Here is a 25,312-nt window from a genome sequence, read left to right as displayed (position 1 = left end):
GGCCCGGAAAAGATTGGGCCTGAAATGGGAGCCCGAGGAATGGGGTGCGTGCGCCGCCGCGAGGTGCCATCTTTGGCCCCTTGGATTTCTTGAGGTGCCAACTTTGCCCCCTTGGCCGGAGCTCATGGGGCCAAAGTTGGCACCTCACCAGAGATGACCAGCGTTCACGGGGCGGAAGTTGGTACCTCGCGTGGCGTGGCGTGGTTCATGGGGCCAAAGTTGGCACCTCACCAGAGGTGGCCAGCGTTCAGGGGGCTGAAGGTATCGGCCCGCGGCCGGATCAGCCGTCGGACTCCTCGAAGTAGAGGTGGGCGTGCAGGCGGCAGCCGGGGTTGAATTCGGCCGCGCAGTGCGGGCAGCGCTCGACCTGGCGATACTCGGTGATGCTGAGCTCGCGGTGGCAGGCCCCGCACAGAATCGCGAGCTCCGACCACTCGGACTGTGGCCACCGACCGGCCGCATGCGGAACGGGTTCGCCCCGCACAGCCTCGTCGTGGCACTGGTAGCACGGGTAGTAACGCCGGCAGCAGGCGAACCTGATCGCAACGATGTCCAGTTCAGAGTGAAAGTGGATGCAGCGGGTCGCCGAATCGAGAACCGCCCCGAACACGGGCGGCGCGGCATCCGTTTTCGCGGATGCTACGCCGGTATCCGGCGGTGGAACTGCGCTCGCCCTGTTGGCGGGGCTGGCGCTGGGCTGAGAACGTCGGGCCCAGGTTGCGGAGCCGGGCCCATGATCGATCGTGGGCCCGCTTTCCGGGCCCGGGCCCGGTCGATGAATCGGGCCGTACATGCTATTCGCCCGACTCGGCATCAGCGGACGCCTGCTCAGTGACGAAGGCTTCGAAAGTGGCGGCATCGCTGTTGGAGCCCGAGTACTTCACGCCATTCACCAGCACCGTCGGGGTTCCCTCGATTGCATCAATGTCGGAGTGGGGAATCGGTCCCTCGAGCGCACGTTGCGTCGAGGCGTCGACCCAGTCGGAGTAGGTCTGATCGGCGATGCAGCGGGCGACCTCGCTGGAGGTCACCCCGGACCCCTCAATCAGGCTGGTCAGCTCGGTATCGGTCAGGCCGGTCGTGTTCTCGGCGGGCTGATCGGCGAACATAGCCGCGTTGAAATCGAGAAAGTTGTCGGGAGCATAGTTGGCCACGCAGGCAGCCGCGTTTGCGGCGCGGGTGGCGTACTCGGTGCCCGACGACAACCGGTCAAGAATCGAGATCGGGTGAACCTCGACCGTGGCATTTCCGGCGGTGACCCACTCGGTGATCTGCTCGCCGTTGGTGGCCTCGAAATCGCCGCAGATCGGGCACAGATAGTCGATGTACATCACGATGTTGGCCGTGTCGACAAGCGCGCTCTGGTCGGTGGCGATCGGGTCGGCATCCGCTTCGAGAGCTGCTGTCGCGGCGGCGGAAACCGTCGTGCCGTCGCTACCGAGCAGGATGCCGTCGCTGGCCATGTTGGCCGGGCTCGCCGCTGCCGGGGCGGTGACGTTGTTCACGATGACCACGGCGACGATGGCGACCACGGCGAGCAGGCCGATACCGATGCCTCCGCGCAGAAAGAGTCGACGGCGTTTGTCCCGATTGACCTGCTCGGCGCGCATGAGGCGGGCGGTTTCGCGGGCGTCTTCGCGTCGGTCCTTCTTGGGCGGGCGGGCCTGGCCGGAAGTGCTCATGCGGAAGTTCACCATTCGTTTGTCGCTGCTGTTGCCTACGACGTTAGCGGCCCTGCCTAACGGTCTGGTTCCGGGAGCCTGTGAGGCGACTGTGAGAGCCGAGCGCCCTGGCGAGGCCAGGGTGCCACGCGCTTTTGCCCGCGCGAATGGGCCAAAGCCTACGTTCGGGAGCTGAACGCCGCGTCGAACGCTGCCGTTGGAGCGTCAAAGACCAGCGAGCGTACGAAGGCGAGCGCCTCGGGCGCGCCGATCAGGCGATCCATTCCGGCGTCCTCCCACTCCACCGAAATGGGCCCGGAGTAACCGATGGTGTTGAGCATGCGGAAGCTGTCTTCCCATGGCACATCGCCGTGGCCGGTGGAGATGAAGTCCCAGCCGCGGCGGGGGTCGGCCCAGGCCAGAAGTGAGCCGAGGCGGCCGTTGCGACCATTCTTCATGCGCTTCTTGGTGTCTTTGCAGTCAACGTGGTAGATGCGGTCCTTGAAGTCCCAGAGAAAGCTCACCGGGTCGAGGTCTTGCCACACGAAGTGACTCGGATCCCAGTTCAGCCCGAACGCGGGCCGGTGCCCGATGGCCTCGAGGGTGCGAACGGTCGTCCAGTAGTCGAAGGCGATCTCGCTCGGGTGTACCTCGTGGGCGAATCGCACGCCGACCTCGTCGAACACGTCGAGAATCGGGTTCCAGCGGTCGGCGAAATCCTGGTAGCCGGCGTCGATGAGGTCCTGCGAGACGGGCGGAAACATCGCGACATACTTCCAGATCGACGAGCCGGTGAACCCGATGACGGTCTTCACGCCGAGTTTCGCGGCGAGCCGGGCGGTGTTCGTCATCTCCTCGGCGGCACGCTGGCGCACGCCCTCCGGGTCGCCGTCGCCCCAGATCGAGTCGGGAAGAATGTCGCGGTGCCGTTGGTCGATCGGATCGTCACAGACAGCCTGGCCTTTGAGGTGGTTGGAGATTGCCCACACCTTCAGGTTGTACTTCTCGAGCACGCCGAGCTTGCCGGCGACATACTCGGCGTCGTTCCAGCGATTGGGGTCGAGGTGGTCGCCCCAGCAAGCGATCTCGAGGCCGTCGTAGCCCCACTCGGAGGCGAGGCGCGCCACTTCTTCGAAGGGCAGATCGGCCCACTGGCCGGTGAACAGTGTGATGGGGCGGGCCATGAGTTCTCCTATTTCTGTGCTGCGAGTACGGGGGTGGAGGTGGGGGTCCAGGCGCTTCCATTATCGGAGCTGGCTTCGACTGCGGCGAGCACCCGCTGCACCTGCAGGCCGTCAGCGAACGAGGGAGTCGGCTGCACTCCCGCCGAGATGGCCTCGACGAAATCCCTGGCCTGATGGGTGAATCCGTGCTCGTAGCCGAGCGTGTGCCCTGGCGGCCACCAGGCGGCCAGATACGGATGCTGCGGCTCGGTTACCAGAATTTTGGTAAAGCCTTGCTGCCCACTCGCGGCGTGTCCGTCGAAGAAGCTCAGCACGTTGAGATCTTCCAGGTCGAAAGAAATCGCGCCGTCGGAGCCGGCAACCTCGATGCGGAAGGAATTCTTGCGCCCGGTGCTGAAGCGTGTGGCCTCAAAGCTTCCGAGGGCACCGCCCGCGAACCGACCGGTGAACAGGGCCAGATCGTCGACGGTCACAGGGCCGCGCTCGGTGGTTCCGGTGCCGGAGAGCCCCTGCCGGGCACCAAGAAGCGGGCGTTCCTTCACGATCGTCTCGATGATGCCTGAAACGCTCGCGAGCCGGTCTCCGGTGATGAACTGGGCGAGGTCAATGGCGTGGGCACCGATGTCGCCGAGTGCCCCGGAGCCGGCAAGTTCCTTCTGTAGACGCCACGTGAGCGGGGTTTGCGGGTCGACGAGCCAGTCCTGCAGGTAGTTCACGCGCACCTGGCGAATGTCGCCGATCTTGCCGGCGGCGACAAAATCGCGGGCGAGTGTTGCGGCCGGAATTCTCCGATACGTGAACCCGACCATGGCGTAGACGCCCCGGTCGAAGGCGCGAGCGGCGGCATCCGTCATCGCCTCGGCCTCGGCGACCGTGTTGGCTAGTGGTTTCTCGCACAGGACATGTTTGCCCGCGTTGAGCGCGGCGATCGCGATCTCGGCGTGCGACGTGCCAGGGGTGACGATGTCGATCACGTCGATATCCGGCCGGTCGATCACCGCCCGCCAGTCGGAGGACGACTCGGCCCAGCCCCAGCGTGTGGCGGCCTCCGCCGCCTGCGCGGCGTCCCGCCCCACGAGAACGCTCATCTCGGGCTGCGCCGCCAGGTCGAAGAAGCGGGGGGCGACGCGCCAGCCTTGGGAGTGCGCGGCGCCCATGAATCCGTGGCCGATCAGTGCGACGCGTAGCGGTGCGCTCATGTGAGAACTCTTTCTGTTGATGGTCACGGGGAGCAAAGGCTGGCTTGCTCCCCGTGCGACGCGCCGGTGGTGCTTAGGACTCGAAGGCGGTCGGCAGGTATTGCTCCACGTTCTCACTGGTCACCACGGGGGCGTTGAGCACGATCCGGTTGGGGATCTCCACCTCCACGAGGTCGCTCATGGCCTTGTCCTGCACGAGCAGGCGCGCCAAGCGGATGCCGTCGGCAGCCTGGGTGGAGGGGTAAACCACGGTGGCCTTCATCACGCTGTCGCCGGCCTGGATCAGGCGCATGGCGTTAGCGGATCCGGCGCCGCCGACCATGAAGAACTCGTCGCGTCCAGCGGCGTCGATGGCAGCGAGCACGCCGATTCCCTGGTCATCGTCGTGGTTCCAGAGCGCGTCGATCTGCGGGGCCGCGGCGAGCAGCTGTGAGGTGGTGGCCTCGCCGCCCGCCACGGTGAAGTCGGCGGAGACGCGGTTGGTGACCGACAGTCCGCAGTCGCTGAGGGCCTGCTTGAAGCCGGCGCTGCGCTCCTGGGTCAGGGGGAGTGAGTCGATGCCGGCGATTTCGGCGACCACGGCGTCGGGGTTGTCGCTGAGTTCCTCGCAGATGTAGGTGCCGGCGCTGACGCCCATTCCGTAATTGTCACCGAGGATGGTGGCGCGGGCGGCGAAGGTGCTCGAGAACTCGCGGTCCACGTTGATCACAGGGATGCCGGCCTCCATGGCGCGGATGGCCACCTGGGTAAGCGCGGCGCCGTCGGTGGGCAGCAGCACGATGGCATCGACGCCATCGTTGATGAAGCCTTCGACCTGGCTGATCTGCAGGTTGGCATCGTTGGTGCCCTCGGCGATCTTGAGGTCGATGTCGGGGTACTTGGCGGCCTCGGCGATGGCGGCGTTGTTGATGGCGCCGAGCCAGCCGTGGTCGGCCGCGGGGCCCGAATAGCCGATGGTGATGCTGTCGCCCTGGGCTTCGTTGCCCTCAACGCTGGCGTTCGTGGGCTGGGTGTTCGTGGCGGTACCGGCCGTGCAGCCGGTGATGAGGCCGACGACGGCCAGCGAGGTGCCGGCGGCGAAAAGAATTCTGCGACGGACAGTGCGGGGTGCAAGCATGTGATTCCCTCTGGCTCGGTGGATGGCTGCAGGTGCAGGGGTGTCGTGCTGCCGGCGAGAGTGCGACTCAATTGTCGAACAATTGAGGAGGCGTCGACGCTGACGAGTTGAACGATAGCAGATGGTGACGGTTTGCGTGCAACTTATTGATGTTCATCGACGTAAGTGTCGCCCTTGTGTTAGGTTTTTTGCATGATCACTGTTGACCATTCCGCAGCATTACTCGAAGTTCGCGGGCTACGAAAGAGTTTCGCCGGTGTGAAGGCGCTTCAGGGCGTTGACCTTGTTGTGCGACCCGGCGAGGTGCACTGTGTGCTCGGCCAGAACGGTGCCGGAAAATCCACCCTCATCAAGACCCTCTCCGGCGCTTATCAGCCTGACTCCGGCGAGATCTTCTGGCAGGGCGAACCGGTCACCATCGGTGGCCCGGTGGCCGCGCTCGAACTCGGCATCGCCACGATGTATCAGGAACTCGACGTGGTCGACGGCCTCACCATCGCTGAGAACGTCTTTCTGGGGCATGAGCAGGCCACCGGCGGTGTGCTGCACGTCGCCTCGGCCAACGCCCGAACGCAGGAGATCCTCGCGCGGCTCGGTCATAGGGAGATCTCGCCGCGCACCGAAGTGGGCCAACTCTCGGCTGCGAACAAGCAGATCGTGAGCATGGCTCGGGCACTGAGCCGCGACACCAAGCTGATCATCATGGATGAACCCAGCGCCGTGCTCGATTCCCAGGAAGTGGAGAACCTGTTCCGCGTCGTCGCTGAGCTCACCGCGCAGGGCATCGCTGTGGTCTACATCTCCCATCGGCTCGCGGAGATTCGGCGCATTGGCGACCGCATCACGGTGATCAAAGATGGCAAAACCACGGCGTCGGGCCTGAGCGTGGCCGATACCCCCACGCCAGACCTCATCCGCTTGATGACCGGCCGCGAAGTCGCCAACGTCTTCCCGGCGGCCACCCCGCTGCCAGCGGATGCGCCCATCGTGCTGAGCTGCGACGCGCTCGGCGTGCGCGGGTTGTTTCGCAACGTCTCGCTCGAGGTGCGCGCGGGCGAGATCGTGGGCCTCGCCGGACTGGTGGGCTCCGGCCGCTCCGAAATTCTTGAGGCCATCTACGGGGCCCGGCGCAGCACGAGCGGCACGGTCACAGTGAACGGCAAGGTGCTGCGCCCCGGCTCCGTCGACGCCGCGGTCAGCGCCGGCATCGGCTTATCCCCGGAGGAGCGCAAAAGCCAGGGACTTATCCTCGACGAACCCATTTTCAAGAACGTCACCTTGTCATCCTTCGCGCGGTTCGCCCGCGGCGGGTTTCTGCGCGAGGGCGCAGAACGCGAAGCCGCCCGAAAACAGATTCAGGCCCTCGAGCTGCGGCCGGCCGATCCCGATCTGGCGACCCGCAGCCTCTCCGGCGGAAACCAGCAGAAGATTTTGCTTGCACGGTGGCTCGTGCACGGCACCACGGTGCTTTTGCTCGACGAACCGACCCGGGGGGTGGACGTCGGCGCACGCGCGGAGATCTACGCCCTCATCCGCCGCCTCGCCGAGGCGGGTACCGCCATCATCGTCGTCTCCAGCGAGATCGACGAGGTGCTCGGCCTGGCCGACCGCGTGCTGGTCATCAGCGACGGCGAGGTTCTCACCACTACTAATTCCAACGAAATCGACGAGCCCGGTGTGCTCGATCTGGTCATGAGAGGAAGTGCCGCATGAGCGAGCAAATCACCCAGGCGGCCCCGCCGACCCCCATTGCGCACGACACACCGCCCGGCATCGTGAAGCGGATGCTGGGCGGATCGGTGGGCCGCAACCTCGGGCTGGTCATCGCCTTCGGGTTGCTGATCCTGGTGGGAGTCCTCACCGCGGGCGACCGGTTCGCCAGTTTCGACAACTTCGTCACCATCATTCGCTTCGCCTCGATCGTTGGCGTGGTCTGCGTCGGAATGACCTTCGTGATCACGGCCGGGGGCATCGACCTGTCGGTGGGTTCGGTGGTGGGCCTGTCGAGCGTGGTGGCGAGCCTCACCGCGGTGCAGCTGGCCTCCGCGCAGTCGTCCTGGCTACTGATCGTCGTGGTCGCGCTTCTCGTCGGCACCCTGGCCGGCTTCGTGAACGGCGTTGTGATTGCGTATGGAGGCGTCGTAGCGTTCATGGCGACGCTCGCCATGCTCGTGGGCGCGCGCGGCCTCGCCGAACTCATCTCGAACCGGTCGACCCAGATCGTGAACAACCAGGAATTTCTGAGCTTCTTTCGCGCCGACCTGCTCGGCGTGCCCATCCTGATCTGGATCTTTTTGGTCGTGGCGGTGGCCGGCTGGGTACTGCTCAACCGCACCACCTTCGGCCGACGTACAGTGGCCGTCGGCGGCAACGCCGAGGCGAGCCGCCTCGCCGGTATCAAGGTGAAGCGCCACATGGTGTACGTCTACATGCTCTCGGGCCTCACCGCCGGCATCGCCGGGGTGATGTTCCTCGGCCGCACCACGGTCGGTACCTCGACGCACGGCACGCTCCTTGAGCTCGACGTGATCGCCGCCGTCGTGGTGGGCGGCACGCTGCTCATCGGCGGCCGCGGCACCATCGTGGGATCCGTGCTCGGCGTACTGATTTTCAGCACGCTCACCAACGTCTTCACCCAGAACAATCTCTCGACCTCGGTGCAGAACGTGGCGAAGGGCGTCATCATCGTGGTCGCGGTGTTGTTGCAGCAGCGATTCGCCTCCCACGGCAGCCGCAGCAAGTGACCCTGCCGGGCAGCAGGGCGCCGATCGTCTTCGATGACGGGATTAGCGAGACCGCCCTGCCGCACGGCGCCCTGGTCGAGACGGAGGCACTGATCATCGGGTCGGGCCCGGCCGGATCTGCCGCAGCCCTGTTCCTCTCCACCCTCGGCGTCGCCAACATGATGATCACCAAGTACCGATGGACGGCCAATACGCCGCGCGCCCACATCACGAACCAGCGCACGATGGAGATCTTTCGCGACGTCGGCATCGAAGACGCGGTGCGCGCCGAGTCGACACCGAACGAGCTGATGGGTGACACGGTGTTCTGCACGTCGATCGCCGGCGAAGAACTCGGACGCATTCTCACCTTCGGCACGCATCCGGCCCGCCGTGCCGACTACGAACTGGCCTCACCGGCCAGCACCTGCGACATTCCGCAGACCTACCTCGAGCCCATTTTGGTGAAGAACGCCACGACGCGGGGAACACTGACCAGGTTCTCGACGGAGTACCTCTCCCACGTGCAGGATGCGGAGGGGGTGAGTGTGCGTGTGCTGGACCGGCTCACGGGAACCGAGTTCAGCATCCGTGCCAAGTACTTGATCGGCGCCGACGGAGCGCGCTCCCAGGTCGCCGCCGACATCGACCTGCCGATGGAGGGGGAGATGGATATCGCCGGCTCGATGAACATCACCTTCACCGCCGACATCACGCCCTTCGTCGGGCATCGCCCCTCGGTGCTGTACTGGGTGGTGCAGCCCGGGTCGAACATCGGCGGTATCGGAACAGGCCTGGTGCGCATGATCCGGCCGTGGAACCAGTGGCTCGTGGTGTGGGGCTACGACATCTCGCAACCAGCCCCGGTGATCGATGAGGCCGCCGCCACGCAGATCGTTCGCAATTTGCTCGGCCTGCCCGACCTCGAGGTGGAGATCACTGGAACGTCGCTGTGGGGCAACAACGCCCAGTACGCCACCCGGCTGCAGCGGGGGAGGGTGTTCTGCGTGGGAGACGCGGTGCACAAGCATCCGCCGAGTAACGGACTGGGGTCGAATACATCGATTCAGGATTCATACAACCTCTCCTGGAAGCTCGCCGCCGTGCTGGCGGGTACCTCGGGCCCTGAGCTTCTGGAGACCTATACCGAGGAGCGCGCCCCGGTGGCCAGGCAAATCGTGCTGCGGGCGAACAAGTCGGCCAGCGAATTCGGCCAGCTATTTGACGCGCTCGGCGTGACCACGGCGCGCACCGAATCGGAGATGATCGAGATGATCGAGGAACGCAAGGCGAACACCCCGGCCGGCGCAGCCAAACGGCAGGCCATCCAGAACGCGATGGAGGTCAAGAACTATGAGTTCAACGCCCACGGCGTTGAGGTCGGACAGTTCTACGAATCGACCGCCATCGTCGGCGACGGATCAGTGCGCCCGGAACCGCAGCGCGATCCCGAACTGTACTACCAACCCTCGACTGTGCCGGGCTCGCGCCTGCCGCACGCCTGGGTGGGAGACAGCACCCACAAGCTCTCGACCCACGACCTCGCCCCCTTCTCGCAGTTCACACTCATCACCGGCATCACCGGCTCAGTCTGGGCGGATGCCGCGGCGCGGGTGGGCGAGCGGCTCGGCGTCAAGCTCGAAACCGTGATCATCGGTCCCGGCCAGCCCGTCACCGACCTGTACTTCGACTGGGCCAGGCTGCGCGAGGTGGCCGAAGACGGTGTCGTACTTGTGCGCCCCGACAAACACGTCGGCTGGCGGTCGTACCAGCTGGCCGAGAACCCGGAGGAGGCCGTTTTTGCCGCGATGACCGCGATTCTCAGCCGCGCCGACAGCCGCGCCGACAGCCGTGTCCTTGCCGGTCAGTCGGCCTGAGTCGCGCATGATGACCCCGGATGCTTTTGCCCGCCTCGTGCGCCTTCCCGCCGCGCTCACCGCGCCGGGCGATACCCTGGCCGGCGCCGCTGCCTCTGGGCGCTCCCTCGGCCCGCACACCGTTCTGCTCCCGCTCTGCTCGACCCTGATCTACTGGGCGGGCATGGCCCTGAACGACTACGCCGACAGGGCTCTGGACGCGGTCGAGCGCCCGGAACGACCGATCCCCTCCGGCGACGTGACGCCAGCCGAGGCCCTCACCGTGGCGATCGTGCTCACCGCGGCCGGCGTCGCCGTCGCCGCACTGAGTGGCGGGCGGCGTGCGCTCGCCGTAGCGCTCCCGCTCGCCGCGAGCGTCTGGGCCTATGACCTGGTGTTCAAGTCCACCCCGTTCGGCCCGGTATCGATGGCGGCCACCCGGTTGCTCGACGTGCTGCTCGGCGCCGGATCGGTGCGATCAGGGCTTTCGGCGGCACTCACCGTCTTCACCCACACCCTCGGCACCACCACTCTCAGTCGCGACGAGGTGCACGGATCCACGAGCGCCCTCGTGGGCACCCTGGCCGTCGCGGGCACCGTCTGTGCTTCCGTCGCCGCCGCTGCCGGTCCCGTCATCCGGCCGGCCAACGGATGGCTGCCCCGGGTGGTCGGCGCCGCCCTCGCCACCGTCTATCTCGGCGCCGTCGCGCCAGCGCAACTCCGCGCGCGGAACACGCGTGCCGCCGGCGACGTGCGCCGCGCTGTCGGTGCCTCGGTCATCGGCACGATCGGACTGCAGGCGGCGCTGATCGCGCGGTCCGGCTTCGTTGGAACCGGTCTGGCCGTTGCCGCACTGCTGCCGCTCGGTCTGCGCCTCAGCCGGAAGGTATCCGCCACATGATTGTCACCACGACCGAAACCGCGGGGAGCGTACCAGTGAGCGGCACCGCCCTGCACGACCGCCTGACCGACGCTGGATCGATCTGGCTCGAAGCCGCCCGCGTCGACGTTGAGCATCATTCGGCAGCGATCACCCAGCACTACCCGGCCGTGTCCCGGCGCTGTGGGCGTGCCCCGCTCCGGGACGGAGACTTGCTGGGCCTGCGCTACGGCACCGTCGACGACGCGGCGCGCGGAGTTCTGCTGGGCGCACTCGCCGGTCCGGAGTGCGTTGATCTTCTGGATGACCTGTATCGTCACGGCGATGCCGGGGAGAAACGCGGTGTGTTGCGCGGACTGCACCGGCTTGACGGTCCCGACGATCCTCGCGGCACTGGCATCGGTTCAACACTCCTGACCCTCGTCGAAGATGCCCTTCGCACCAATGACGTGCGCCTGGTCGCGGCTGCCCTGCAACCGTATGGCGCGCGCTACCTCGGCGTCGAGGCGTACCGCCACGCCGTCGTCAAGTGCGTCTTCATGGGTGTTCCCCTGCACGTCATCGCGAATCTCGCCGAGCGGCAAGACGCCGAACTCGCCCGCATGCTCGTCGACCTCGCCCACGAACGCAGCGCAGCCGGGCGCGATATTCCCGCCGATATTCCCGCCGTGGTCGCCGCGTTTCCCGAGTGCCTGCACCGCGCGGACCTCCCGGCCGACCTGCTCAACGCACTGCAACCGGCCATCCCTCTATATAAGGAGTAAGAACTCGACATGCGCATCATGGACCCGCACATTCACATGAGTTCCCGCACCACCGCCGACTACGAGGCCATGTACGCGGCCGGGGTGCGCGCGGTGGTGGAGCCGGCCTTCTGGCTCGGTCAGCCGCGCACGAGCGTGGACTCGTTCATCGACTACTTCGACGCTCTCGTCGGCTGGGAACCGTTCAGGGCCAGCCAATTCGGCATCCGCCACTTCTGCACGATCGGGCTCAACCCCAAGGAGGCCGGCGACCCGCGCCTGGCCGGCGTGCTCGACATTATGCCGCGCTACCTCGAGAAAGACGGCGTCGTCGCCGTCGGCGAGCTCGGCTACGACTCAATGACCCCGCAGGAAGACCACGCCTTCGCCGCCCAGCTCACGCTCGCCGTAGCCCACGAACTCCCCGCGCTCGTGCACACTCCGCACCGTGACAAGGTCGCCGGCACCCGCCGCACCCTCGACGTGGTGCGGGAGAGCGGCATCGCGCCCGGCATGGTCGTCGTCGACCACCTCAACGAGGTCACCGTGCACGAGGTCGTTGATTCCGGCTGCTGGATGGGCTTCAGTATCTACCCCGACACCAAGATGGACCCCACCCGCATGGTCGCCGTACTGAAAGACGTCGGCCTCGACCGCGTGCTCGTCAACTCGGCCGCCGACTGGGGTCGCAGTGACCCCCTCACCACGCGCCGCACCGGTGAGGCCATGCTCGCCGCCGGTTTCACCGACGATGACGTCGACCGCATCCTCTGGCGCAACCCGGTGGAGTTCTTCGGCCAGAGCGGTCGCCTCGACCTCGACGAACCAAGCGATACAACGGATGCCGCCCCGCCGGCCGAATTCGCCGGCAACTCCATCATGCGCGGTGCCCGGGCATGAGCGAGGCTACGCCGACGCCGCTTCTCGTGATCGATGTCGCCGGCCTCACCCCCCGGCTGCTCGCCGTGATGCCGCGCCTGCAGACCGTCGCGGCCCGCGGCTTTTCCGCCGAGCTCGGTACCGTGCTACCCGCCGTGACCTGCTCGGCGCAGTCCACCTTCCTCACCGGGCTCACACCCGCCGAACACGGCATCGTGGGCAACGGCTGGTACCTGCGCGACATCGGCGAGGTCAACCTCTGGCGCCAGCACAACCGCCTCGTCGGCGGCGAGAAGGTCTGGGAGACCGCCCGCCGCACGAATCCCGGTTACCGGGTGGCGAACGTGTGCTGGTGGTACGCCATGGGCGCGACGACCGACGTCACCATCACACCGCGCCCCGTTTATCACGCCGACGGACGCAAGAGCCCGGATGCCTACATCCGCCCGCCCGCGCTGCACGACGAACTCGTGGCCAAGCTCGGTGACTTTCCGTTGTTCACCTACTGGGGCCCGACCGCGGGTATGGCTTCCTCGCGCTGGATCGTGGGCGCGGCTCGGCACGTCTTACCCGACCATGACCTCACCCTCGTCTACGTTCCGCACCTCGACTACGACCTACAACGGTTCGGTCCCGACGACCCGCGCTCCTTCGAGGCCGCTCGCGAACTCGACCGGGTGCTCGCGCCGCTGCTCGACGATGCCGCACGGCTCGGCGTGACCATCGTGGTGCTGAGCGAATACGGCATCACAAACGTGGACCAGCCGGTGGATGTGAACCGGATGCTGCGTCGCGAGGGCCTGCTCGAGGTGCACACCAACGCGAGCGGCGAGCTGCTCGACCCGTGGACCTCCCGGGCCTTCGCGGTCGCCGACCACCAGCTCGCGCACGTCTACGTGCAGGACCCCGCCGATGTGCCGCGGGTGAGCACGCTGCTTGAAGCGCTGCCCGGGGTGGCCGAGGTTCTGGACGCCGAAGGCCAGGCCGGCTACGGTCTCGACCATGAACGCAGCGGCGAACTCGTGGCCGTGGCCGAGAAGAACGCCTGGTTCACCTATTACTACTGGCTCGACGATGCGAAGGCGCCTGACTTCGCGCGCGGCGTGGAGATTCACAAGAAGCCCGGCTACGACCCAGCCGAGCTGTTCTTCGACCCTGACGACCGGTTCGTGAAGCTGCGGGCGGCCCGCAACCTCGCGAAGAAGAAGGTGGGGCTGCGTTACGCCATGGACGTGGTGCCGCTTGATCCTTCCTGCGTGCGTGGTTCCCACGGGCGCCTGCCCGACAGTTCGGCAGACGCCCCGGTGCTGCTCTGCTCGGACCCGGCGGCCGCCAGGGGCAGCATCGCCGCCACCGAGGTGCGGGATCTGCTCCTGCGGCTTGCCGGGCTGAAACAGCCCGCCGCGGTATAACCGCTCCGGTACCCAGCGCACAACAACGGCGCCCCCTCGCAGGGGCGCCGTTGTCATGCCAGAAGGGAGTGCTAGAAGCGCACGTTCCGCAGGTAGTTGTAACCCACTTCGGCGGTCTGCAGCGGGGTGACGTCGGGCTGGTCGTTCTCGACCGCGTACAGCTTCACCGGGTGGGCATCAAAGATGCGCGCGAAGTCGATCGTGCCGGTGCCGAGGTCGGCGAATCCGCCGGCCGCGTCGCGGTCCTTCACGTGGTACTCGAGCACCTTCTGCGGCGCATCCTTGATCACGTCGATAGCGAACTGCACCGGGTCAGCGGCGCCGACACCCACACCGCCGGTGACGGCCCAATAGAGGTCCACCTCGAGGTGAACGAGCTTCGGGTCGAGCCGGGTCGTGAAAACTTCCCACGGCGTGAGCCCGCCACCGAGGTCGGTCGTGAACTCGTGGGCGTGGTTGTGGTACCCGTACTTGATCCCCGCCGCCTGGGCAACGGATGCCTCGGCGTTCATCTGGTCAGCCCACAGGCGCCAGTCGTCGGCCACGCTCGAGGCCAGATAGGGAACATTCATGTACGTCTGCCCCAGCGTTACCGCACCGGCGATCTTGGCCTGCAGCGCCGCGGGCGAGCCGCTGATACCGTCGTGGCTCGAGCTCGGCGTGATGCCGAGTTCGTCGAGGTAGGCGCGCATGGCCGCCGGGGTGCGGCCGTAGAGCCCGGCGAGTTCCACCTTGGTGTAACCGTAGTCTGCGAGCGCTTCAAAGGTGGCGTCAACGCCGTCGCCCCTCATGATCGACCGCAACGTGTACAGCTGGATACTGATCAGTCCCGGCGGAACCTTGCGGCCCTTACCCGGCTTGCCTGCCGGGCCCGCTTTGGCAGAATTCAGGCCCGGTGTCGCCATGGCCGAGCTCGCGCCGGCCACGGCGAGGCCGGCTCCGGCTCCTGCCGCGAGTGCGCCGCGCAGAAAGTTGCGGCGGTTGAGGTTCTTCTTGCCTGCGAGCGACTTGTTCAGTTCATTCGCTCCGTCAAATCCGAAACACATGTGAGTACCTTTCGTTAGGTGTGCGAGGCAGAAATTAGTTGGAGCGCAGTACGACCTCGGCGGAGCCGGTGAGGGGTCCGGAGGAGTCGCCGCCGGCATCCGTGTATGAGGCGTTGAAGACCCCGGAGAGGTCGTCGGTCTCCGGGTTGTGGCCGGAGGGAACCGTGGTGGTGATGGTTCCCGTGCAACCGCCCGACGTGGTGATCGGGTGGCCGTGCGAATCGTGGCCCAGGATGTAGGTCACGGTCACGAGCGAGCAGTCGACCGCCTGGTCGTCGGTCACGAGAACCTCGTAGGTCACCGTGTCGCCGAACTGGAAGTCCTGGCCGACCACGGGGGTGAGGAAGGTCACGACCGGGGCCTGGTTGCCCACCTCGATCTCGACCTCTGCGGAGGCGTAGCGTCCGCGGTCCTTGCCACCGGCATCCGTCACCTGCAGGGAAGCCGTGAAGGCGCCATCCGTCTCGTAGGTAAAGGTGGGGTTTGGCTCGCGAGAGTCGATGACCCCGTCGGACTCGAAGTCCCAGGCGTAGCTGAGCTGGTCACCCTCTGGATCGGTGGTTCCCTCGCTGGAGAACTCAACGGTGAGCGGTGAGGCGCCAGCGGTCGGCGTGCCGGAGGCCATCGGGAGGGGCGAGCGGTTGCCCTGGTCGCCCACGAAGTCGATGCGGGAGAGCTGCGCGTCTGGGTTCTGGGCGAAGTATCCGTCGCCGTATTCGAGAACGTAGAGGGCGCCGTTCGGGCCGAACTCCATGTCGATCGGGTTGTCGACGATGATGGAATCCACGACGGCCTCGATCTTCTCCAGCTCGCCGTCGGTGAGGGTCATGCCCTTGATGTAGTCGCGGGTCCATTCATAGAACATCGACATACCGTCGTAGTATTCGGGCCAGGCAACGGATGCCTTACCCTTTGACGCCTTCTTGTCGTAGTCATACGCGGGGCCGGCCATCGGGCCGATGCCGCCGGTCTCAAGCTCAGGGAACTCAGACGACAACCCGTAGCCGTACCAGACGTCGGGCTGCACAACGGGAGGCAACTCGCGCAGGCCAGTGTTGCGGGGCGAATCGTTCACGGGAGCGGCGCAGTCAAAGGTGTCGCCGGAGAGGCCGGTGGCGAAGTCGAAGTCCACGTAGGGCAGCTCGGCGGTGGCGCAGTACGGCCAGCCGTAGTTTGCCGCTTCGGTGATACTCGTCCACTTGCCGGTGCCGGCTGGGCCGCGCAGGGGATCGGCGGTCCGGGAATCGGGGGAATAGTCGCCAACGTACAGCTCGCCGGTTTTCTGGTTGAGTTCGATGCGGAACGGGTTGCGCATGCCCATCACGTAGATTTCCGGGCGGGTGAGCTCGGTGCCGGGGGCGAACAGGTTGCCTTCGGGGATCGTATAGCCGCCGTCTGCTGTGGGTGTGATGCGCAGGATCTTGCCGCGCAGGTCGTTGGTGTTGGCTGCGCTGCGCTGCGCGTCGAAGGCCGGGTTGCGTTCGATGCGCTCGTCGATCGGTACGAAACCGTCGGAGGAGAACGGGTTCGAGTCGTCGCCGGTGGAGAGGTAGAGGTTGCCGACCGTGTCGAAGACGATGTCTCCGCCCACGTGGCAGCAGATGCCGCGGTCCACGTCGACGTCCAGGATCTTCTGCTCGCTTGCAAGGTCGAAGACGGCGCCGTCGAACTGGAAGCGCGAGAGGGTGATGGAGCCCTTGAACGGGGCGAAGTCAGCCGCTGTGCCGGTGAGCGGGGCGTCGCCCTCGTTCACGCCGGCGGTTGCCGGGTCGTCGATCGGAGTGTTCAGCGGTGCGGAGTAGTACAGGTAGATCCAGTTGTTGCCCGGTGTGCCGAACTTCGGGTCGAGCGCGATGCTCTGCAGTCCCTCTTCGTCGTGCTGGTACACCTCGAGTGACGCGGCGAGGGTGTTGAGCCCCGATTGTGCGTCGTTGAGCCAGATGTCGCCGGCCCGGGTGGTGTGCAGCACGTCATTGTTGGGCAATACGGCCAGGTCGAGCGGCTCGCCCGGGGTGGCGTCGAGGGTGACCTTCTGAAAGCTCGAGTCGGCGGGGGCTGCCGGGGTCGGCGCGCCGGGTATGCCCGGGGGAGCTTTGTCGCCGGGGGCCGCTACTGCGGGCGCCGCGGTGAGGGCGGCGACCACGAGGGTGGCCATCGCCGCCCCCGCAGTCAGTCGAAGTCCGTGCTTCGTTCGCATATCTGGTTCTCCTCGTTGAGATCAGGGCGCAACTCTCAGGTGAGCGGGGCCGGTGTCGCCACGGTATGTGCATACTTCGGTGTCTGAATAACCGGAAGACCTAACATCTATTTGCCGCTCGGTGCCGTAAAAAAATCCCGAGCCCGCCTAGGGATGCCGCGCCGGGGGTGCACTCTTCGGCACCGAACTACAAACCCCCTTATTTTTGACCGCACGGGGTTTCGCGTTCAGTGCCCTAGTCTGGGGGACATGCCAACGCCGGCACGACCCGCCTACCCCAACTCGTACGCCGACCTGCGCCTATGGTTTGACGAAGAGTGGAAGTGCCTCGACTACCTCGACTGGTTACGGTGGCCGAACGGATTCCGCTGCCCGAACTGTGCACACGAGCACGGCTGGCGCGAGGCGCACCAGCGGTGGCGGTGCGCGGGCTGCGGCAAACGCATTTCCGCGACAGCCGGAACAATTTTTCACGGCACCCGCACCGAGCTCGCCGTGTGGTTCAGTGCGGCCTGGTTGCTCGTAAACAGCAAGGTCGGGCTGTCGGCGACCCAGTTACATCGGGAGACCGAGCTCGGCTCACTGCAGACGGCCTGGGCGATGTTGCACCGCTATCGATCGGTCATGGTGCAACCGGGCCGGGATCGCCTGCGCGGCAACGTGGAGGTCGACGTGTCCTACCTCGGCGGCTCGGTTCCCGGCCGGGGTCCACTGAGTCGAGTACTGTTCGCAGTAGCCGTCGAAGTGGATGCCGATGGTCTCGGCCGTACCCGCATTGCGGTGGTCCCGAGCGCCGGGACAGCGCAGCTGGCCGCTTTTATGCTGGATTCCGTCGAGCCCGGCAGCCGCGTCGTAACCCACGACTGGTCCGCGTATCCGGCGGGAATCCGAGACCGGTACGCTCACGTCGCACGGCCACTGTCTGCGCCGGGTTCCCCAACCCGCCAGGTGCTGCCCGCCGTGCGCCGCGTGGTCTTTCAGGCCAACCATTGGCTGATGGGGCCGCGCCAGGGAGCGGTCAGTGCGGAACACCTGCCCGCCTACGTCGACGAATGGGTGTTTCGGTTCAATCATCGGCACTCCGAGAGTCGTGGGCAGCTTTTTCATAAGCTGCTGCGTTACGCCGTGGCCGGGCAGCCCGTCACCTATCAGTCGCTGCTGAAGACCGGGCGCACCCGACCCGCGGTCGGCGTGCCGAGCCAGGCAACCCCATCGGGTTCCCTGGCGCTGCCCTGGCGCTGACCGGCACCGTCGTGGTGCTGGTGGCTCTGCGGGGCCGCCGCAGCGGCATCCGCTCGGAAAGTATCGAAGTTCGAATGATTCGTATGGTTGAATTGCCTGATGGTCGACATAAGCCACGTCAACGCCCTCGGTTCGGCCGGAGCCAGTGACCTTTTTCAAGTGTTGCGGGACGGGCAACCACGCACCCGAACGGAATTGGCCGACCTCTCCGGACTGGCCCGATCCACCGTCGCGCTGCGCGTTGACGCGCTCACGCGTCTCGGCCTCGTCGGTCCGGCCGGGAACGCCACCTCCACCGGAGGTCGGCCTTCGTCGCAGTTCGCCCTGCAATCCGGCAACAAGTTCGTGCTGGCCGTGGACATCGGCGCGAGCCATATTCGGATCGCGCTCAGCGACCTGGGCGGAAAAACCCTCGTACAGGACTCCACGTTCCGCGAAATCGCAGACGGGCCAGAGGCCGTATTGAATTGGGTCATCGAGGCCGGCGCGCGGTTGTTCAGCGCCAGCAAGCGGTCAATGGCCGACCTGCTCGCGATCGGTGTCGGCCTACCCGGGCCGGTCGAGCACAGCAGCGGCCGGCCGATCAACCCGCCGATCATGCCGGGCTGGGACCGCTTTGACGTGCCCGGCTGGCTTCAGCAGCACTTTCATGTTCCCGTGCTCGTCGACAACGACGTGAACCTGATGGCGCTCGGCGAACGGGAATTTGCCTGGTCAGAAACTGACCACCTCGTGTTCATGAAGGTTGCCACCGGCATCGGTGCCGGCGTCATATCCGGTGGTTACCTGCAGCGCGGCGCGCAGGGTATCGCCGGTGACCTGGGGCACGTGCAGATCGCCCGCGGGGCGGGGGTGCCGTGCCGCTGCGGCAACGAGGGATGTCTCGAGGCCGTGGCCTCCGGAGCGGCACTCACCCGCCTGCTGGGTGCTCAGGGCCTTCCGGTGACCACGAGCCAGCACGTTGTCGACCTGGTTAAACAGGGCAATCTCGAAGCGATCCGAGCCGTGCGCCAAGCCGGGCGAGACATGGGCGAGGTGCTCACCATGTGTGTCAACCTGATCAATCCATCCGTCATCGTTCTCGGCGGGTCGATGGCCCAGGCCGGGGAACACCTGATCGCGGGCGTGCGGGAAGTCGTCTACTCGCGCTCCAACCCCCTCGCCACCCAGCACCTGCAGATCACGCAGTCCAGCGCGGGGGCCAACGCCGCCATTCTGGGCGCGAGCATGCTCGCCATCCACTACGCGCTGTCGCCGGACCGCATCGAGGCCATGGTCGCGGGGCTCACCGCCTGACCCGATCTGTTCGCCGGATCGGACCAGAGTGCCCGGTATCAGACGGGCGCGTGCGCCGCGTATTGGGCGCGGATGACCGGGCAAAAGTCGGGCGCCGGCTCGGCCGCAATGGCCGCAGCCCAGGTCGGACGGGTGCCGGTCAGAGCCCAGGCCGCCTGCACTGCCCCGCCGTCGGCGACATACTCGCCCGGCGCCGGCACCACGACCGGAGCCGCGAACACCTGGGCGGCGATGGCGCGCACGGCCGGGTTCTGCGCCGCTCCGCCGATCAGCAGAATGCGCCCGACGCTCACGCCCAGTGCCTGCACGGCGTCGAGGCCGTCGGCCAGTCCGCACAACAAACCCTCGATCGCGGCGCGGGCCAGGTTCGGCCGGGTCGTCGACGCGAGAGTCATTCCGAAAACGGATGCCGTCGCCTCCGGCAGGTTCGGCGTGCGTTCCCCGGCGAAGTACGGCTGCAGCACGAGGCCGCCTGCTCCCGGCTCGGCTTCTAGGGCGAGGCGCCCCAACTCGTCGTAGTCGACGCCGAGCAGCGCTGCGATGGAGTCGAGAACGCGGGCGGCATTGAGGGTCGCGACCAGGGGCAGGAAGTCTGCGGAAGCGGAGGCGAACCCGGCGACCGAGCCGGAGGCATCCGTTGTGGGCTGATCGGTGACGGCGAACACGGTGCCGCTCGTGCCGATCGAGACGATGACGTCGCCGGCGCTCGCGCCGAGGCCGAGGGCGGCGCCCGCGTTGTCGCCGGCGCCCGCCGCGACCACGATGCCGTCTGGGAGCCAGGCGTGGTTGCTGCCGCCCAGTCGCGCGGTGACGCCGGCCTGTTCGTCGGCGCCGAGCACGCGGGGGAGCACGGCGGCGTGGCCGAGGGCGAGTTCGAACAGGTCAAGGTCGTAGTTGCCGGTTCGCGGTGACCAATACGCTGTGCCGCTCGCGTCGGAACGGTCGGTGGTGAGCTCGGTCAGCACGGGGCCGAGGGGATTTTCGGCGGCCAGGCCATCGGCGACGACGGAGGTCGCGGCCGGGCCGAAGCCGCGCAGACGCCAGGTGAGCCAGTCGTGCGGCAGGGCTACGGCGGCGACCCGGGCCGCGTTGGCCGGTTCGGCGTCCTGCAGCCAGCGGAGTTTGGTCGCGGTGAAGGACGCGACCGGAACGACTCCGGTGCGGGCGGCGTACTCGGCGGCGCCTACTTCGCGCAGCAGGTCGAGGGCGGCCGGGGCGCTGCGGGTGTCATTCCAGAGCAGCGCCGGGCGAATGACTTCGCCGTCAACGTCGAGCACGACCATGCCGTGCTGCTGCGCCCCGATCGAGATGGCGGCGACGTCGTCGAGCCCGCCGGCGTCAGCGACGGCCTCCTGCAGGGCATCCCACCAGGCGGCGGGGTCGACCTCGGTGCCTTCGGGGTGGCTGGCCCGACCGGACCGCACCAGCGCTCCGGTATCGGCGTCACGAATGACGACCTTGCAACTCTGTGTCGACGAATCGACTCCGGCAACCAGTGTCATGACATGTCCGTTCGTAGGTGGGGCGGCACAATTAACACAAAAATATCGGATGAGCGCGCTCGATGTGGGTAGCCGCCACGGTAACGGGCGTAGCGCGCACCGATATCGGGTGCGGCCACGAGGCGTGGGTGCCGCGCGCATCGCAAATAGCGACCCTTGGCCCCGGAGCATCCGCTCGCGGGGCCAAGTGTGAGTAATGCGGAGTGATGCAGGGCTAGCGGGCGCCGAGCAGGTGTTCGAGGGCGAGTTGCTGCAGGTGCACGAAGCCGAAGCCCTTGCCGCCGAAGTAGGCGTCGGTGTCGAAGTCCTCGTAGGAGCCGCGGTCGGCCAGCAGGTCGTCGTAGCTTTCGCCGACGGCGAGGGTGTTGTTCGACAGGTCAGGCACCTTCGACGCGGCGAGGGCCGCCTGCACCTCGGGGTCGGCGCGGAAGGCGGCGGCCCGCTGCTTGAGAAGCAGATAGGTGCGCATGTTGGCCGCGGCGCTGGTCCACACCCCGGCGACGTCTTCCGTGCGTGAAGGCTTGTAGTCGAAGTGGCGCGGCCCGGTGTAGGTCTGGCCGCCGTTCGGGCCACCGTTTTCGAGCAGGTCGACGAGGGCGAACGCGTTCTGCAGGTCGCCGTGCCCGAAGACCAGGTCCTGGTCGTACTTGATGCCGCGCTGGCCGTTGAGGTCGATGTGGAACAGCTTGCCCTGGTACAGCGCCTGGGCGATGCCGGCAGCGAAGTTGAGGCCGGCCATCTGCTCGTGCCCGACTTCGGGGTTCACGCCGACCATTTCGGGCCGCTCGAGGGTTTCGATGAAGGCCATCGCGTGGCCGACGGTCGGCAGCAGAATATCGCCGCGGGGTTCGTTGGGCTTGGGCTCAATGGCAAAGCGGATGTCGTAGCCCTTGTCGGTGACATAGTCACCGAGCATGTTCACAGCTTCGCGGTAGCGTTCCAGCGCCGAACGGATGTCCTTGGCCGAGTCATACTCGGCGCCCTCGCGGCCGCCCCACATGACGAACGTCTGGGCGCCGAGCTCTGCGGCGAGGTCGATATTGCGCAGCACCTTGCGGAGCGCGAACCGGCGCACGGCCCGGTCGTTCGAGGTGAACCCGCCGTCCTTGAACACCGGGGCGCTGAACAGGTTGGTGGTGACCATCGGCACGACCAGGCCGGTGTCGGCGAGGGCCTGCTTGAGGCGGTCGATCTGGGACTGGCGGGCGGCATCCGTTGAACCGAAGTCGAACAGGTCATCATCGTGAAAGGTGAGGCCGTAGGCGCCGAGCTCGGCCAGGTTGGTGACGGCGTCGACCACGTCGAGCTTGGGCCGGGTCGGGCCGCCGAACGGGTCGCTGCCGTTGTAGCCGACGGTCCACAGGCCGAAGGAGAACTTGTCGTCGCGGGTGGGGGTCAGGCTCACTTCACTCATTGCACTACTTCCTGGTCAGCGTCGTCGATGATTTGTTGATTACTCAAACATATATCAGAAAGGAATGCAATCTCTCGGGGAGATCTCTGCAGCGTTTGGTCTTGATCGGCGGGGCGGACCCTCGGTTGTCGATCGGTGTGCGAAACGACGGCCCCGATCTTCGTGTGTGTACGCGGCCGCCGGCGGCGGTATGTTGCTGTAAGCACCAAATACCGTGAGGCGGCCTGAATGATCCAGACGAACGAACGCAACTGGGCCGGCAACTATCGCTACCTGGCCCCGATCGTGCACCCGACGAGCGTTGCACAGGTGCAGGAACTTGTCGCCGCGGCCACCCGGGTGCGCGCCCTCGGGTCACGGCACTCCTTCAACGCGATCGTCGATTCGGCAGGCACGCTCCTGGCGCTCGACGAGGTCGACGACGCGATCGTCATCGACCCGGGCGCACTCTGCGTCGAAGTCTCCGGCGGCACGACCTATGGCACCCTCGCCGTGGAGCTGCAACGCCAGGGGTATGCCCTGCACAACCTCGCCTCGCTGCCGCACATCAGCGTCGCCGGTGCGATCGCGACCGGGACCCACGGTTCCGGCGACCGAAACGGCAGCCTAGCCACCGCGGTCCGGGCGCTGGAAATCGTCACTGCCTCGGGGGAGCTGCTGCGCGTCGACCGTTCAACGCCCGACTTCGCCGGAATGGTGGTGGCGCTCGGTGCCCTCGGCATCGTCACCCGGGTCACACTCGATATCCAGCCGAGCTTCGACGTGCGGCAGTTCGTCTACGAGAACCTGCCGTGGAGCGGCGTGCTGCAGAATTTCGACGCCGTCATGGGCAGCGCCTACAGCGTGAGCCTGTTCACCGACTGGCAGGGGGAGACGGTGCAGCAGGCCTGGGTGAAGAGCCGCGGAACTGACTTCGCCGGCGGCCCGGCGTTCTTCGGGGGGACGGCGGCAGCCGTTGCGCGGCATCCGCTGCCCGGAATTTCTGCGGTCAACTGCACAGAGCAATTCGGCGTGCCCGGACCCTGGTCGGAGCGGCTCGCGCATTTTCGCATGGCCTTCACTCCGAGCGACGGCGACGAGTTGCAGAGCGAATACCACGTACCGCGGGAGCACGCTGCCGCCGCGATCGACGCTATGCGTGCGCTGTCATCGCGCATCGCGCCGCTGCTGCTGGTGAGCGAGATCCGCAGCGTCGCGTCCGACGATCTCTGGCTCAGCCCGAGCTACCAGCGTGCCGGTGTGGCCCTGCACTTCACCTGGAAGCCCGAGCAGGCCGCCGTTGAGGCGCTGCTGCCCGCCCTCGAAGAGGCACTCGCCCCCTTCGCGGTGCGGCCGCACTGGGGCAAGCTCTTTCAAGCGGATGTCGCAACCCTCGCGACCGCCTATCCCTGGCTCGGGCATTTTCGGGCCCTGGCCGATCGGCTCGATCCGGCCGGCAAGTTTCGGAACGCGTTTCTGGAGCACACGGTGTTCGGTGTAACGGCACGGGTCTAGTCGTTACCCTCTCGCTATGGTACTATTTCTCGTACAAGTCAGACGCCCGAGCTGGAGGAAAAACGATGACCACGATTACCGCCAGCGATGCCCGAAAATCGTTGTTTCCTCTGTTGGGCCAAGTCAACGACGATCACACGGCCGTCACGATCACGTCCAAGGCTGGAAACGGAGTTCTCATCTCGGAAGAGGACTACGAAGCCTGGCAGACGAGTTTGTACCTGTTTTCCACCCCGGCGAATGCACGACGCCTCGCCGACGCGATCGAACGTTCTGAGCAGGGCAACTACGCGCCCCACGACCTCGACCGGTCGTGAGGCTAGTCTTTGACCCGGCCGGGTGGGACGACTACCAATGGTGGCAGGTTAACGACCGTCGGGTTCTCAAACGAATCAACACCCTTATCGATGATGCGATGCGTACTCCTGCAGACGGTCGCGGTCAGCCGGAACGACTTAAGCATCGCGCCAGCGACGTCTGGTCACGACGGATCAACCAAGAGCACCGCCTCGTTTATCGAATCGTGGGCAATGACTTGGTGATCCTGCAGGCACGGTTCCACTACGACGATTGATCTCTAGCAAGCACGCGTTAGCCAGCAGCTACACGTGATCCCGCCAGCTGTGCTCGGGACTAAAGCCGAGCATCCGCTTTGCCTTGTCGATCGACAGCAGTGTTTCGTGTTCGGTGACCGCTTTGACGACGTCGACGTTTGGAAAGACCTCGGCCGCCAGGCTTGCACTCGAACGGCTCATCACGGTGTCGGCGGCCGCGATGATGAACGTCTCAAAGCCCGGCTGGGCCTGCTCAAGCGCCCGCAGCACGGCCTGGGCGCCGTCGCGACCGTCGATGTAACCCCAGAGGTTCCACTTGCGCAGGGTCGCGTCGGCGTCGTAACCGGGGAAGGCCGCGTAGTCTTCCGGGTCCATCACATTGGAGAAGCGCAGCGCCGTGATGCTGAGCAGCGGGTCCCAGCGCACGAGCTGAATGGCCATCTGCTCTTCGAGGTGCTTGACCAGCGAATACGTGCTCTCCGGGCGGGCCGGGTACGCCTCATCGACGGGAATGTACGGCGGGTCGATATCGAAGGGCAGACCCAGGGTGGTCTCGCTCGAGGCGTACACGATCGTCTTGATGCCCGCCCGCCGCGCGGCCTGGAACACGTTGTAGGTCGCGAGCATATTGTTATGGAAGGTAGCCACGTCGGGCAGGAGGCCCGGCGCCGGGATGGCTCCGAGGTGTACAACGGCGTCGAACCCGTCGGTGCGGTCGTCGATGCCGAACATCACGTCACTCACCTGGCCGTAGTCGGTCAGGTCGATCTGGGTGAAGCCTGAACCGCGGGTTCCGGACTGGTCGAGGTTGGTGACGTCGTGGCCTTCGCTCGCGAGGCGCGCGACGACGCTGCGTCCGAGCTTGCCACTGCCGCCGGTAACGGCGATTCTCATTAAATACTCCTTCTTTTAA

Annotated in this window: 23 protein-coding genes; 13 read left to right on the top strand and 10 right to left on the bottom strand. The window is 66.4% G+C overall.

Annotated features, from left to right (window positions below):
- Positions 1 to 280 precede the first annotated feature (280 nt).
- A complete protein-coding gene (locus tag E3T46_RS18500; protein WP_241980705.1) occupies positions 281 to 610 on the bottom strand; it encodes a CHY zinc finger protein in 330 nt (109 codons plus the stop codon).
- Here E3T46_RS18500 and E3T46_RS18720 point away from each other — a divergent pair.
- Positions 573 to 701: a hypothetical protein gene (locus tag E3T46_RS18720; protein ID WP_277870970.1), complete on the top strand. Its 129-nt coding sequence runs from the start codon at positions 573 to 575 to the stop codon at positions 699 to 701. The genes E3T46_RS18500 and E3T46_RS18720 overlap by 38 nt on opposite strands.
- A 93-nt stretch (positions 702 to 794) precedes the next feature.
- On the opposite strand, the gene E3T46_RS11705 is transcribed toward E3T46_RS18720, so the two are convergent.
- The 4 genes from E3T46_RS11705 to E3T46_RS11690 all read right to left on the bottom strand — a co-directional run bounded on the left by E3T46_RS11705 (position 795) and on the right by E3T46_RS11690 (position 5,161).
- Positions 795 to 1,682 (bottom strand): thioredoxin domain-containing protein, encoded by an 888-nt coding sequence (locus E3T46_RS11705; protein ID WP_166790261.1) that lies wholly within the window; start codon positions 1,680 to 1,682, stop codon positions 795 to 797.
- 158 nt (positions 1,683 to 1,840) lie between these two features.
- Positions 1,841 to 2,845: a sugar phosphate isomerase/epimerase gene (locus E3T46_RS11700; protein WP_134578684.1), complete on the bottom strand. Its 1,005-nt coding sequence runs from the start codon at positions 2,843 to 2,845 to the stop codon at positions 1,841 to 1,843.
- 8 nt (positions 2,846 to 2,853) lie between these two features.
- Entirely contained in the window at positions 2,854 to 4,044 is a 1,191-nt protein-coding gene (locus E3T46_RS11695; RefSeq protein ID WP_174845398.1) for a Gfo/Idh/MocA family oxidoreductase, read from the bottom strand.
- A 73-nt stretch (positions 4,045 to 4,117) separates the two neighbouring features.
- Positions 4,118 to 5,161, bottom strand: a complete 1,044-nt coding sequence (locus E3T46_RS11690; protein ID WP_134471522.1) for a substrate-binding domain-containing protein — start codon at positions 5,159 to 5,161, stop codon at positions 4,118 to 4,120.
- A gap of 192 nt (positions 5,162 to 5,353) precedes the next feature.
- On the opposite strand from E3T46_RS11690, the gene E3T46_RS11685 reads away from it, so the two are divergent.
- Genes E3T46_RS11685 through E3T46_RS11655 form a run of 7 tightly spaced genes read left to right on the top strand, consistent with a single transcriptional unit; the run spans position 5,354 to position 13,654 of the window.
- Positions 5,354 to 6,874, top strand: coding sequence for a sugar ABC transporter ATP-binding protein (locus tag E3T46_RS11685; protein ID WP_134578683.1), 1,521 nt, complete (start codon positions 5,354 to 5,356; stop codon positions 6,872 to 6,874).
- Positions 6,871 to 7,905, top strand: a complete 1,035-nt coding sequence (locus E3T46_RS11680; protein ID WP_134471520.1) for an ABC transporter permease — start codon at positions 6,871 to 6,873, stop codon at positions 7,903 to 7,905. The genes E3T46_RS11685 and E3T46_RS11680 overlap by 4 nt, the downstream gene beginning before the upstream one ends.
- The gene (locus tag E3T46_RS11675) at positions 7,902 to 9,761 is read left to right on the top strand and encodes an FAD-dependent monooxygenase (protein ID WP_241980673.1); all 1,860 of its coding nucleotides are present in this window, start codon (positions 7,902 to 7,904) and stop codon (positions 9,759 to 9,761) included. The genes E3T46_RS11680 and E3T46_RS11675 overlap by 4 nt, the downstream gene beginning before the upstream one ends.
- Before the next feature lie 7 nt (positions 9,762 to 9,768).
- The gene (locus tag E3T46_RS11670) at positions 9,769 to 10,641 is read left to right on the top strand and encodes an SCO3242 family prenyltransferase (protein ID WP_198419203.1); all 873 of its coding nucleotides are present in this window, start codon (positions 9,769 to 9,771) and stop codon (positions 10,639 to 10,641) included.
- Positions 10,638 to 11,384, top strand: coding sequence for an EboA domain-containing protein (locus E3T46_RS11665; protein WP_174845397.1), 747 nt, complete (start codon positions 10,638 to 10,640; stop codon positions 11,382 to 11,384). Before E3T46_RS11670 ends, E3T46_RS11665 begins: the two co-directional genes overlap by 4 nt.
- 9 nt (positions 11,385 to 11,393) lie before the next feature.
- Positions 11,394 to 12,263, top strand: a complete 870-nt coding sequence (locus tag E3T46_RS11660; RefSeq protein ID WP_134578682.1) for a TatD family hydrolase — start codon at positions 11,394 to 11,396, stop codon at positions 12,261 to 12,263.
- Entirely contained in the window at positions 12,260 to 13,654 is a 1,395-nt protein-coding gene (locus tag E3T46_RS11655) for a nucleotide pyrophosphatase/phosphodiesterase family protein (protein ID WP_134578681.1), read from the top strand. The genes E3T46_RS11660 and E3T46_RS11655 overlap by 4 nt, the downstream gene beginning before the upstream one ends.
- Positions 13,655 to 13,725: 71 nt before the next feature.
- Here the strand turns inward: E3T46_RS11655 and E3T46_RS11650 are convergent, their stop codons facing one another.
- The gene (locus E3T46_RS11650) at positions 13,726 to 14,700 is read right to left on the bottom strand and encodes a sugar phosphate isomerase/epimerase (protein WP_134578680.1); all 975 of its coding nucleotides are present in this window, start codon (positions 14,698 to 14,700) and stop codon (positions 13,726 to 13,728) included.
- 34 nt (positions 14,701 to 14,734) lie between these two features.
- Positions 14,735 to 16,897: a PQQ-dependent sugar dehydrogenase gene (locus tag E3T46_RS11645; protein WP_134578679.1), complete on the bottom strand. Its 2,163-nt coding sequence runs from the start codon at positions 16,895 to 16,897 to the stop codon at positions 14,735 to 14,737.
- Between the two features lie 249 nt (positions 16,898 to 17,146).
- Between E3T46_RS11645 and E3T46_RS11640 the strand changes: the two genes are divergently transcribed.
- Together E3T46_RS11640 and E3T46_RS11635 are read left to right on the top strand one after the other, a co-directional pair.
- Complete coding sequence (locus E3T46_RS11640) at positions 17,147 to 18,139, top strand: IS1595 family transposase (protein ID WP_166790260.1); 993 nt, start codon at positions 17,147 to 17,149, stop codon at positions 18,137 to 18,139.
- 99 nt (positions 18,140 to 18,238) lie between these two features.
- Positions 18,239 to 19,435, top strand: coding sequence for an ROK family transcriptional regulator (locus E3T46_RS11635; RefSeq protein WP_174844319.1), 1,197 nt, complete (start codon positions 18,239 to 18,241; stop codon positions 19,433 to 19,435).
- A gap of 38 nt (positions 19,436 to 19,473) precedes the next feature.
- Here E3T46_RS11635 and E3T46_RS11630 read toward each other — a convergent pair whose 3' ends face one another.
- Together E3T46_RS11630 and xylA are read right to left on the bottom strand one after the other, a co-directional pair.
- Positions 19,474 to 20,937, bottom strand: coding sequence for an FGGY family carbohydrate kinase (locus tag E3T46_RS11630; RefSeq protein WP_134578677.1), 1,464 nt, complete (start codon positions 20,935 to 20,937; stop codon positions 19,474 to 19,476).
- 214 nt (positions 20,938 to 21,151) lie between these two features.
- Entirely contained in the window at positions 21,152 to 22,351 is a 1,200-nt protein-coding gene (gene xylA, locus E3T46_RS11625; RefSeq protein WP_134578676.1) for a xylose isomerase, read from the bottom strand.
- A gap of 228 nt (positions 22,352 to 22,579) precedes the next feature.
- Between xylA and E3T46_RS11620 the strand changes: the two genes are divergently transcribed.
- The 3 genes from E3T46_RS11620 (at position 22,580) to E3T46_RS11610 (ending at position 24,419) form a co-directional block, all read left to right on the top strand.
- Positions 22,580 to 23,845: an FAD-binding protein gene (locus E3T46_RS11620; protein WP_134578675.1), complete on the top strand. Its 1,266-nt coding sequence runs from the start codon at positions 22,580 to 22,582 to the stop codon at positions 23,843 to 23,845.
- Positions 23,846 to 23,910: 65 nt separating this feature from the next.
- Positions 23,911 to 24,162, top strand: coding sequence for a type II toxin-antitoxin system Phd/YefM family antitoxin (locus E3T46_RS11615; protein ID WP_134444031.1), 252 nt, complete (start codon positions 23,911 to 23,913; stop codon positions 24,160 to 24,162).
- Complete coding sequence (locus E3T46_RS11610) at positions 24,159 to 24,419, top strand: Txe/YoeB family addiction module toxin (RefSeq protein ID WP_134578674.1); 261 nt, start codon at positions 24,159 to 24,161, stop codon at positions 24,417 to 24,419. The genes E3T46_RS11615 and E3T46_RS11610 overlap by 4 nt, the downstream gene beginning before the upstream one ends.
- Positions 24,420 to 24,447: 28 nt before the next feature.
- On the opposite strand, the gene E3T46_RS11605 is transcribed toward E3T46_RS11610, so the two are convergent.
- Positions 24,448 to 25,293, bottom strand: a complete 846-nt coding sequence (locus E3T46_RS11605; RefSeq protein WP_134578673.1) for an NAD(P)-dependent oxidoreductase — start codon at positions 25,291 to 25,293, stop codon at positions 24,448 to 24,450.
- Positions 25,294 to 25,312: the final 19 nt, after the last annotated feature.

Origin of the sequence: Cryobacterium sp. Hh11, assembly GCF_004404045.1 — a bacterium.
Lineage (GTDB): Bacteria > Actinomycetota > Actinomycetes > Actinomycetales > Microbacteriaceae > Cryobacterium > Cryobacterium levicorallinum.
This window is presented reverse-complemented; position numbering and strand designations above follow the sequence as displayed.